Annotated in this window: 5 protein-coding genes; 3 read left to right on the top strand and 2 right to left on the bottom strand. The window is 69.0% G+C overall.

Going from position 1 to position 4,755, the window contains the following annotated elements:
* Nucleotides 1–191: 191 nt before the first annotated feature.
* Nucleotides 192–836, bottom strand: coding sequence for a helix-turn-helix transcriptional regulator (locus BMG523DRAFT_RS26890; RefSeq protein ID WP_051624015.1), 645 nt, complete (start codon nucleotides 834–836; stop codon nucleotides 192–194).
* A 185-nt stretch (nucleotides 837–1,021) separates the two neighbouring features.
* On the opposite strand from BMG523DRAFT_RS26890, the gene BMG523DRAFT_RS25555 reads away from it, so the two are divergent.
* From BMG523DRAFT_RS25555 to BMG523DRAFT_RS21750, 3 genes are read left to right on the top strand one after another with little or no spacing between them, the layout of a single operon-like run.
* Nucleotides 1,022–1,705, top strand: a complete 684-nt coding sequence (locus tag BMG523DRAFT_RS25555) for a hypothetical protein (RefSeq protein ID WP_011436942.1) — start codon at nucleotides 1,022–1,024, stop codon at nucleotides 1,703–1,705.
* A complete protein-coding gene (locus BMG523DRAFT_RS21755; RefSeq protein WP_011436943.1) occupies nucleotides 1,702–2,841 on the top strand; it encodes a radical SAM protein in 1,140 nt (379 codons plus the stop codon). Before BMG523DRAFT_RS25555 ends, BMG523DRAFT_RS21755 begins: the two co-directional genes overlap by 4 nt.
* Nucleotides 2,842–2,854: 13 nt before the next feature.
* On the top strand, nucleotides 2,855–3,496 hold the full coding sequence (locus tag BMG523DRAFT_RS21750) for a hypothetical protein (protein ID WP_035913616.1): 642 nt from the start codon (nucleotides 2,855–2,857) through the stop codon (nucleotides 3,494–3,496).
* A gap of 176 nt (nucleotides 3,497–3,672) precedes the next feature.
* Here the strand turns inward: BMG523DRAFT_RS21750 and BMG523DRAFT_RS21745 are convergent, their stop codons facing one another.
* Nucleotides 3,673–4,473: a carbohydrate kinase family protein gene (locus BMG523DRAFT_RS21745; protein WP_035734624.1), complete on the bottom strand. Its 801-nt coding sequence runs from the start codon at nucleotides 4,471–4,473 to the stop codon at nucleotides 3,673–3,675.
* Nucleotides 4,474–4,755: the final 282 nt, after the last annotated feature.

Raw genomic sequence — 4,755 nt, 5'->3', positions numbered from 1 at the left:
CGTCCACACGGGCCGACTCGACCAGGTAGTAGTACGTCTTCCCACCGACCTTCTTCCCCACCAACGACGACATGCTTTAGGTAATACACACCGGAAGGCGAACTGTCGATCAGGCGAGTACTCAAAGATCCAGNTCAGACCGTCCTGAACCAGCCACCGGCCAGCTCAACGGACTCCAAAGATCAACTTATCTAGGAAACTCCCGCTAGGCTCGCCAGTGGGACGACGTGGGCCGACCCGGGCGCGGCCCGCTCCCCCCGGGGCATCGGCACCTGGGGCGCGCCCGCCTCGCCAGAGTCCGAAGCCAGCTCCGCGACCAGATCAGTGAGGCCGTGGGAGTGCGCGGCGGCGCGGTCAATGGGAAGCGCCACCTGTTGCCCGCCGACGATGACCGGCACGGTGAGCGCCGGCGCCTGGCTCCCTCCGGTGGCCCGGGTGCGCGGCTCCCCGGGACGGTCGAACCAGAGCAGTTCCCCCGGGATGCCGAGGATTTGGCTGTAGCGAATCAGCTTGGTCAGCTCTTCGGGGGCGCGGCCGTTCTCTATCCGGCTGAGCTGCGCCTGTGTCAGGCCCAGCCACCCGCCCACCAGCTCCTGAGAGATGGGTTGGGCATGGTGGGGATGGGTCCGGTAGGCAAAGATCACCCGGCCCATGTGCCACGTCGCCAGGGCGTCGCTCATCTGATCCAGCGCCCAGAACTCCGGGGGCACCTCGGGCGGGCGGACCCGGGCGTCGATGACGGCGCGCTGGCAGGTGCCGCACATGGGCTGCGGGTTGTCGGCGGCCAGGCGGCGTTTGCACCGGGCGCAGTGCCGTAGGTCAGGCGTGGTCGTCATGCCTGGCCATCCCCCGTTCCGTAACCGTTTGGGCACGATCCGGACCCGACCGTAACACCCTCCGGCGCAGTGTCTATGCGTCTCGCGTATGCCCGGCACGAACCACAGGCGTGGTCCTCCACGATCCCCGGCCGGACCCTGAGGACATCTCAATCCCCGTCCCCAGGGTGCGAAAGGGGGATGCCGTGACCCTCACGGTTGCCGTCCCGGTCTTCGGACCTCCGGCCGCTGGCAAGACCACGCTGACGGCGCGGCTCAGCAAGGCCCCGGCCACCGCCGTGTTCCGCCTGCGTGAGCACGTCCCCACCACGATCTTGGCGGCCACGGCCACCAGCGCGGAACGCCTGGGCTGGATTGACGACTTCACCGTGATTGCCACCCTCCGGGCCTACCTGGAGGACTTGGTCACGGCCGGGGGCACGGGGACAGTCATCTTCGACAACTTCCCCGGCAATGCCGCCCAGGTCCGGCACTTCTTGGCGGCGCTCCGGCAGACGGCCCCCGGCTGCGCCGTCGTCGCCGTGGAGCTGACGGTGAACGTCACCACGCTGTACCGGCGGGCCTATCACCGCCGGGTCTGCCACCGCTGCGAGCGCGACCCCATCCGTGACCCCCGCCTCCCCGCCGAGGCCCGCGCCGACGACCCCCAGCGCTGCGCGCGGTGCGGCGGCATCCTCCACCCCCGCCGCGGGGACGCGCCCCGGCTCCTCCGCGCCCGGCTACAGCGGTACCGCCAGACCGCTGACGGGATCAAGGAGGCGTTCGCGGGTGGCGGCGTCACCGTTCACGCGCTCGACAGCGGCACCACCCCCGAGGACACCGCCCAGGCCGTTACCGCCCTCCTCACCGCCAGGAGCAGCCCCGCATGACCACCTTCCTTGATCTTCCCCACCTGCGCCCGAGGGACGACTATGGCCACGCCCGGATGCCGCGCCGGGCTGACGCACCTGCCCCGGAACACATTGACCGGATCGCCTACGGCCGGTTCCGGAATGTGTACCTCTACATCACCGAGGCCTGTCAACTGCGCTGTGAACACTGCTACATGGGCGAACGACTGGAGCGCGCCTTGAAGATGCCGTTGCCCCAGATCACGGAGACGCTGCGGACCTGGCGACGGATGGGCGGCAGCAAGCTGACCATCCTGGGCGGGGAGCCGACGCTTCACCCCAACTACATCGAGGCCATCCGGCTCGGGCGGCAGCTGGGGTACGAGGACGTCATCACCACCACGAACGCCCAGAAGCCCGCGGCACGGAAGTTCCGCCAGCTGGAACCGGCGGACTTCGCCTACGTCCAGGTCAGCCTCGACGGCGGGAGCGCCGCCACCCACGACCAGGTACGCGGCGAGGGCACCTTTGACGTGGCTCTGGAGACGACGGCGGAGCTGGCCGGACGCGGCTTCGACACCCGGATCATCTGCACCGTCAACCGGGCCAACCGGGGCGACGCCCTGAAGCTGTTGGACCTGGCCGACGAGATCGGCGTGTCCCTCGTGAAGTTCCACGTCTTCTCCACCATCGGCACCGGCCACGGCAACGCCGACATGGCGATGGGTCCATCAGCCTGGGTGACGTACTGCGACGTCATCAACCAGGTGGCCCCGGCCTACAAAACCCGGGTCTGGTACCAGCCCACCTACGCCCGGCGAAACCAGATGAGCCGCTATGCGGCGGAGGGATACCAGGGGTGCATCGGCCGGACGCTGGACCGCATTTCGATCTTTCCCGACGGGCGCTGCTACGTCTGTTCGTACCTGTTCGACACGGACCTCAACTTCGCCCGGATGCAGGACGGGCAGGTGGTGTTGAACCGCGAGGCCAACGAGTTCGACCTGTTCACCCAACCGCTGATGACGAGCGCGTGCGGCGGGTGCAAGGCCTCCGCCTGCCAGGGCGGTTGCCCCGCCGAGGAAGTCGTCATGGGCGGCTCCTCCTGCGCCGCGGAGCCGGACATCGTGCCGGTGTGCCGGTTGTGGAAGTCGTCCGCCAAGCCCGAGGACTGAGGGAGACACCCTGATGAATGAGATCATCAAGCCCCTCCGGGGACTGGACTGGGACGACCTCGACGCCGTGGAGAGCGGCACCCGCAAGGCGCTGGCGCAGGTGGCGGAGGACCCGGAGGCGGTGAGGGAAGCCCTGCTCCGCCTGCCGACGCGGCCGGAACTGCTGGCCCTGTGCGAGCACTACGACATCCTGGACAAAATCGTGCTGTACCAGGATGACGCTGGTGTCCGGGTCCGGCTGCACGTCTTCCTCCCCGGCTACTTCGACCGGCCTCACAACCACCGCTGGAGTTACGCCAGCCTGGTGCTGCGCGGGGAGTACCGCCACCACCTCTTCGGCAATGTGGACGTGGACGACGCCCCGGCCCCGGACGCGCTGAAGGCGCTGGTGGTGCGGCCGGAACCGGTGGGCAGCAGCTACGCCCTGCATCACTCGATGGTGCACGCCGTGGTGGCGGAGCCGTTCACGGTGTCGCTGGTGATCCGCGGCCCGGCCGTCAAAGATCGCTTCCTGGTCATGGACCGGAAGACTGGGGAGCGCTGGTGGCAGTTCGGCGCCGCCCAGGAAACGGCCGCCGAGGCCGCCCGCAAACGCCTGACGCGGGACCGCCTGGACGAGCTGACCACTTCACTCCGGGAGTGGGACCTGTTTTAGACCGCCCCGCCGCCCCATGCCTGGCCGCTGCCGGTGCCGAGGCGCGGCCGACGCCCCCGCATCCAAAGGAGGTGCCGCCCATCAGCGACTAATCACCCGCCGCCGTAGACCGACCAACCGCGTTCACCCCGAAGAGCCCGCCCCTCCAACGGCGTAGGGGCGGGCTTCTCGTTCGGTCAGCCAGCGGCCGGGGCAGCCAGACGAGCGCGGGAACTGATGAAGGCGCGCAGCTGGTCCAGGTCCGGAAGGGGTTCGTGGTGGGGACGCTCGCAGCGAAGGCTTCCGCTGGCCGCTGCCAGCTCCAGGGTTTCCCCCATCGGCCAGCCGAGACGCAGACCGTAGAGAAGGCCGCCGGAAAAGGCCGCGCCGGCGCAGTGGGTGTGCCGTACCACGATCTCGAAGGCGGGAACGGATACCCGGCTGGTGTCGCTGAGGGCGACCGCGCCGAAGGCTCCGGCCGTGACCACCACCCAGGAGGCCCGGGTCTGGCTCCGCAGGGAGGCCGCCGTCGCCAGGGCCTCCCCGTGCGCGGCGTCGTCCACGTTCGTCTGGATCACCAGCAGTTCCGGCCAATCCCGGAGCGCGGAAGCCACCTCCGGGCTGAGGCTGGAGCCGCCGAGGTTGAGCAGCAGCGGAACCCCTGCCCGGCGGGCGGCCTCGATGGCGCGGAGGCTTGCTGGTTCGATGAGCTGGTAGCAGTCCACATAGGCGAAGGATGCCGAGGCCAGCGGTGTGAGGTCCACGGCCATCAGCCCATCCAGTACCCCGGGCAGGTACGGAAACCAGGTTCGGGTGCCGTCATCGTCGGCCACGATCACAATGTGCGACGTTGACTGATCCGGCACCGGCCGGGCCGTGGAGGCCACCCGGTGCCGCTCTAACCAGGCCTGGATTTGGACCCCGCCCGGATCATCGCCGAAGTCGTTTGAGAGCACGAGCGCCGGGACCTCGAGGGCGGCCAGGACGGCGGCGGCCATAGGGCCATCCGCCGCGATGGACGGCTCCACCGTCCGGACCGCCGCGCCGTGGTTCGCCGAGGGGAAATGACCCACTGAGCCTTTCCCTGCAACGTTTGGTGACGCTCCGTGAGCGTCGCTGGGTGTGAGCGTCCCTGGGGGTGGAGACGATGAAGGCGCGGGGCTCCGGTAGGAAGTTGTTCCGACCAAAGAGCAACTCCGAAGGAACCCCACGCCTCGATGAGTTTCACATACACCGCCGAGCTGCCGTTCGGCGATCACACCGTTTTCCGTCTGGCGGGT

Source organism: Frankia sp. BMG5.23 (assembly GCF_000685765.2).
Classification (GTDB): Bacteria; Actinomycetota; Actinomycetes; order Frankiales; family Frankiaceae; genus Frankia; species Frankia casuarinae.
This window is presented reverse-complemented; position numbering and strand designations above follow the sequence as displayed.